3 protein-coding genes are annotated in these 5,743 nt (G+C 75.9%); 2 read left to right on the plus strand and 1 reads right to left on the minus strand.

The annotated features are described in order from the left end of the window. The first annotated feature begins 57 nt into the window (after nucleotides 1-57). Both E1166_RS29055 and purE read left to right on the plus strand, forming a co-directional pair. Nucleotides 58-1,218, plus strand: a complete 1,161-nt coding sequence (locus tag E1166_RS29055) for a 5-(carboxyamino)imidazole ribonucleotide synthase (RefSeq protein ID WP_132343050.1) — start codon at nucleotides 58-60, stop codon at nucleotides 1,216-1,218. Next, a complete protein-coding gene (gene purE / locus E1166_RS29060; protein ID WP_132263329.1) occupies nucleotides 1,215-1,706 on the plus strand; it encodes a 5-(carboxyamino)imidazole ribonucleotide mutase in 492 nt (163 codons plus the stop codon). Before E1166_RS29055 ends, purE begins: the two co-directional genes overlap by 4 nt. Nucleotides 1,707-1,813: 107 nt before the next feature. Here purE and E1166_RS29065 read toward each other — a convergent pair. Further along, the coding region (locus E1166_RS29065; protein ID WP_132343051.1) for a permease at nucleotides 1,814-5,743 on the minus strand (3,930 nt) is incomplete at its 5' end.

Raw genomic sequence — 5,743 nt, forward strand, 5'->3', positions numbered from 1 at the left:
GGCGGGACCGGCCCTCCGGTCGGGCCGCGATGGCCACCCGGATAGGCTGGTGGCGCTATGGATTCCCGTACCGGTCTGCCCGTGGTCGGCATGGTGGGTGGGGGCCAGTTGGCCCGGATGACCCACCAGGCGGCCATCGCCCTCGGCCAGTCGCTGCGTGTGCTGGCGCTCACCCCGGACGACGGCGCCGCCCTGGTCGCCGCCGACGTCCAGTACGGCGACCACACCGACCTCGCCGCGCTGCGCACCTTCGCCAAGGGCTGCGACGTGGTCACCTTCGACCACGAACATGTCCCGACGGAGCACATCCGCACCCTCGCCGCCGAGGGGGTGAAGCTCTTCCCGCCGGCCGACGCGCTGCTGCACGCGCAGGACAAGCAGGTGATGCGGGAACGACTCACCGCGCTGGGTGCGCCCAACCCGGCCTGGGCTCCGGTCGGCACGCCGGCCGACCTCGTCGCCTTCGGCGCGGAGCACGGCTGGCCGGTGGTGCTCAAGGCGGCCCGCGGCGGATACGACGGTCGGGGGGTCTGGCTGGTCACCGACGCGGCCGCGGCCACCGAACTGGCCGCGACGCTGCTCGCCGGCGGCACCTCGCTGCTCGTCGAGGAGCGGGTGGCGCTGCGCCGGGAGCTGGCCGTGCAGGTGGCCCGCTCGCCGTTCGGGCAGGTCGCCGCGTACCCGGTGGTGGAGACCGTGCAACGGGACGGGATCTGCGTGGAGGTGCTCGCCCCCGCCCCCGACCTGCCCGAGGAGCTGGCGGTCGCCGCCCAGCAGCTCGCCATCGACCTGGCCACCGCGCTCGGCGTGGTCGGCATGCTGGCGGTGGAGCTGTTCGACACGCCCGCCGGGCTGGTGGTGAACGAGTTGGCCATGCGGCCGCACAACTCGGGGCACTGGACCATCGAGGGGGCCCGGACCTCGCAGTTCGAGCAGCACCTGCGGGCAGTGCTGGACTACCCGATGGGGGACACCTCCCTCACCGCGCCGGCCGTGGTGATGGCGAACGTGCTCGGCGGCGAGCCGGGCGGGATCTCCCTCGACGAGCGGCTGCACCACCTCTTCGCCGCCGAGCCGCGCGCCAAGGTCCACCTGTACGGCAAGCAGGTACGCCCCGGCCGCAAGATCGGCCACGTCACCGTCCTCGGTGACGACCTGGACGACGTACGGGCTCGGGCCGCGCGAGCGGCCCGCTGGCTGCGGAAGGGGCAGGCATGAGCACCGTCGGATTGATCATGGGTAGCGACTCGGACTGGCCGACGATGAAGGCCGCCGCCGAGGCGCTGGACGAGTTCGGGGTGCCGTACGAGGTCGGCGTGGTCTCCGCGCACCGCACCCCGGTCAAGATGATCGAGTACGGTCGTACCGCCGCGGACCGGGGTGTCAAGGTCATCATCGCCGGGGCCGGTGGCGCTGCCCACCTGCCGGGGATGGTCGCCTCGGTCACCCCGCTGCCGGTGATCGGCGTGCCGGTGCCGCTGAAGCACCTCGACGGGATGGACTCGTTGCTCTCCATCGTGCAGATGCCGGCCGGCGTGCCGGTCGCCACGGTGTCGATCGGCAACGCCCGTAACGCCGGCCTGCTCGCCGTCCGCATCCTGGCCGTGGGTGACCCGGCGCTGCGTACACGGATGGCTGACTACCAGGCGAGCCTGGAGAAGTTGGTGGCCGAGAAGGAGGCCACCCTTCGCGCCTCGCTGGGCTGATCCGGCGGTCGCCGCCCTCGTCGCACCGGCTTGACCAACACGGGTCGCGGCGTCTCCGTCGGCGGACACCGCACCACGCCGCAACCGGTAACCGATCATGTGGGGCCTCACCGCATGCCGCGCAGCGCGGTCTGCAACCGCTCCTGGGCCCGGCGACGACGCTCGTTGCTCGCTCCCAACACCAGCAGCACCAGCCCGACCGGGATCAGCACCAGCCACGGGCCGAGGCTGAACAGGGCGTGCACGGCCGCGATCGCGGTCACCACGGCACCGATGATCACCGGTGCCTGCTGCTGGCTGATCGACCCGAAGATCAGCACGGCCACCGCGCCGAGCAGCAACAGCACCTGCCGCAACATGCTGGCGTCGGTGGCCAGCACGATCGCCAGGGTCGGTACGAACGCGGCGACCAGCGCCGGCCCGTACGCCACCCAACTGGACAGATCCGCCCGGTGGCGCAGTTCGAGCATCCCGACCAGCAGCGCCAGGGCGGCGAACGGCAGCGTGTACGCCTCGGGCAGCGCCACGTCGGCGACCCGCATCAGGATCCACCAGGCGGTGATCTCGCAGGCCACCACCGACCAGAACAGGATCCGCCGTTCCACCGGGCGTCGCCCGGGCCGGGTGGCCGCGAGCCCGAGCACCGCGCCCCAGGCGGCGAGCAGGGCGGCGATGTGCCGCGGCGAGTCGAAGGCCAACGCCAGGGCGATCAGCGCGGCGGCGGACCCGCTCCACTCCACGGTGGCGGCCTCGCGCTGCGCCTCGGGCCGGCGCAGCCGGGGCAGGGTGGCGGCGAACACCTGCAGAGCCGCACCGACCGCCAGCACCCCGAAGGCCGACCAGACCGCGGCGAACCCGGCCACCAGACCGAGCGTGAGCACGAACAACTGCGCCATCAACGAGGCGAAGAGCCAACCCAGGATCCGAGCCCGCTGGGTGGTGCCGAACAGCGCCGCGACCGTCCCGACGCCCACCGCACCGCCCAGCGTGAACAGGGTCAGCGACCGGGTGCCGAGGCTGCCGGCCAGCCCGGCTCCCCCGGCGGCCAGCCCGATAACGAAGACCAGCACCCGGGCCACCCGTACCGACCGGGCGCGCTCGACCAGCGGTGGCGGCGGGGTCAGCGCGAGCCCGAGCATCGAGATGGTGAACACGGCCAGCGCGGCCAGCGCGCTCTCCGGCCAGGCGTGACCGAGGGCGGTCGGCGTGATCAGCAGGGTCACCGCGAGACCGGGCAGCACCACCGGTACGGCCCGCGAGCGGCGGCCACCGCTGAGCCCGGTGGCGGCCAACGCCGCCGTGACGGTGAGCAGCAACGCGGTCAGCACGTGCGTCGGGTCGACCGCCGCCGCCGGTGGAGTGAGCAGCTCCGGCGGCGGGCCCTGCCAGACCCGGGAGAGGATCCGGTGCGGCTCCACCAGCGCGACGTAGAGCAGCGGCGCCAGCGAGGCCAGTGCCAGCAGGGTCGGCAGCGCCGCCGCGGCGAGCGCCCCAGCGGCCGGGCTGACCCGCCAGCGGCGCGGCGAGCCGTCGTGGGGCAGCCGGCGCAACGCCCCGTCCAGCAGCACCGTCCAACGGCGGACCGGCTGGGCCGAGCCGACCGGCGGCACGGTGGCCGCCCGGACCAACTCGGCGAGCACCCCGAGCAGCGCCGCCGCGGCGGCGTACACCCCGGAGGGGAGGCGGGCGACGATGGCGGCCAGCGCGCTGATCGTCGCCCCGCCAGCCACCGCCGCGCTGGCGTACGGCAGATACTGCGGCACCTGACTGCGGAGAGCGGCCATCGCCGCCAGCCCGATGCTGGACGCTGCCAACGTGGCGGTCAGCACCACCTGGGCGGGGTGACCAGAACCGGCGGCCAGGGCGGCGACCGCCCCGGGCAGCGCCAGCAGGGCGGCACCCGTGGCGACCCCGCCGATCTGCACCAGGTGCGGCGGCATCCCTTCGCTCTCGACATCCTCCACCAGGGACGGCGCCAGCGTCCGGGCCAGGGCCGCCACGACCAGGCCGATGAGCGCGATGCCACCCAGCGCCAGCGCGGTGGTCCACGGGCGGACCAGGCCGGCCCCGGCCGCGTGCAGCGCGACAGCCCCGGCCACGGTGACCCGGGAGAGCGCCCCGCGCGGATCGAGGGTGGCCGCCGCGGCCATCCCGAACACGGTGGCCACCGTCAGGCCCACCAGCACCGGGGACCACCAGGGCAGGTCGAATGCGGCGGGTGTGCCGATGGTGGCGAGCACCGCGGCGGCCCCGGCCACGTCGTACTTCCACGGCGGCGGGAGCAGGATCGCGGCGGCGGTGCCGAGCAGCACCAGCGCGACCGGAGCCTGCCAGGTCGCGCCGCCGGTCGGGGCGGCCGGCCAATTCGTCAGGTCACCGGCCCAGATCGGACCCGGGGTGGCGAGCACCCCCCACCCGCCGCGCAGCGCCGACCAGCCGGCGATCAACCCGATCAGCACGCCGCCGACGGCGACGCCGGCCACCGGGCCGCGCCGCCACTCCTCCGGCATCGCCCGGGCGGCCACGGCGACCAGCAGCACCAGGGCGGCGGCCACCACGAGCTGCCCGCCCGGAGAGATCACCGCGGCGATCCGGGCCAACGTGGCGATCAGCGTGGCGGTGACCGCGGCGGCAGCCAGGTCGGCGCCGTCCAGGCTGGCGTCCGACCGACGGCCCGCGTCGATTCTCGGGGCGAAGAGCAACAGCAGCGTCGCGACGAGCAGCAGGCCGCCGACCCAGGCGTCGGCGGCGGTCCGCCCGGGCGCGAAGAAGGCCGCGCCGACCACGGCGAGCGCGCCGAGGCCGGTGCCGACCGCGTGCGGCGGGGCGAGGTACCGCTGGGAGACCTGCACCATCGCGGCGTACCCGAGGGTTACGCAGGCGGCCAGGAAGCTCGCGGCGAGGATCGGGACGGTCAGTTCCCGTAGCGCCGCCGGGGTCGGTGCGGGACCGGCCGGCTCGGTGGCGGCGACGAAGGCGGCCACCGCGCCGGGCAGCGCGAACGCCGCCCCGCCGGCCGCCCAACCCGACATCGTGTCGGCGGCCGGGGTGAGCCGCACCCGGGGGGCGACCGCGACCAGCACGCCGGCCAGCATGAACACGGCCAGCACCGCCGCGGTCAGCGCCGGTCGGCTGAGGGCGGCGCCGGCGCCGACGGCGCCCACGAGGGCCGCGGTTACCGCGTGCGCCAGGGCGGCCCGTTCGGTGCTGGCCGTGAGGCCGAGCACCCCGATGCCGACCGCGGTGAGCACCATCGGCCAAGGGGCTGCCGCCCAACCGAGGCCGAGCGAGGCGGGTACGGCGAGCGCGGTCAGCCCGGCCCCCACGACGGCGAACTCCCGCCGGATCTCCGGTGGCAGAGCCAGCACCGCCGCGATGGTCAGCAGCAGAGCGCTGACGGCGAGTTGCCCGGCCGTCGGGCCGACCGCCGTGGCCAGTTCGGCGGGGAACCGGTCCAGGTCGGCGGCCCAGGGTGGCAACGCGGCGCGGACCGGGGCCAGACCGGCCCGCAGCGCGCCCCCGGCGACCACCACGCCGCTGACCGTCAGCGCCGCCGCCGAGGCGAACTGCGGCCCGCGCCGGGCCGTCTCCGGCACCGCCCGGACGGCCAGCCCGGTGAGCGTGATGACCCCGGCGATCAGCAGCAGCGCGCGATCGGGGACGGCGACCGAGGCGATCCGGCTCAGCGCCCCGATCACCGCCAGGGTGACGATGCCGGCCCCCACGTCGGGCAGCGGGGCCCGGCGTACGGTCAGGGTGCCGGCCAGGGCCACCACCGCGGCGAGCAGCAGCGCCGCGCCGGCCACCACGGCCGCCGGTACGGTGGCCGCCCGCAGCAGCGCGGTGACCGCGTACGCCAGGGCCAGCGCCACCGCCGCACCGTGCAGCAGCCAGATGAGCTGCGGCAGCCCCGGCACCGGTCGGGCACCCTCCCCGGGGGGTGCCGGCACGGCCGCCGGGCCGAGCACCTCGCCGGCCTCCTCGGGCGCGGCCTCCGGCCGAGCGTCGCCGGTGCGCTGCCGGGGCGGCACCGGGGA

Origin of the sequence: Micromonospora sp. KC213 (assembly GCF_004348325.1) — a bacterium.
GTDB lineage: Bacteria > Actinomycetota > Actinomycetes > Mycobacteriales > Micromonosporaceae > Micromonospora.

Excerpts from the sequence above, each read along its gene's own strand:
- E1166_RS29055 (WP_132343050.1), top strand. The coding sequence starts at position 58 with ATGGATTCCCGTACCGGTCTGCCCGTGGTCGGCATGGTGGGTGGGGGC.
- purE (WP_132263329.1), top strand. The coding sequence starts at position 1,215 with ATGAGCACCGTCGGATTGATCATGGGTAGCGACTCGGACTGGCCGACG.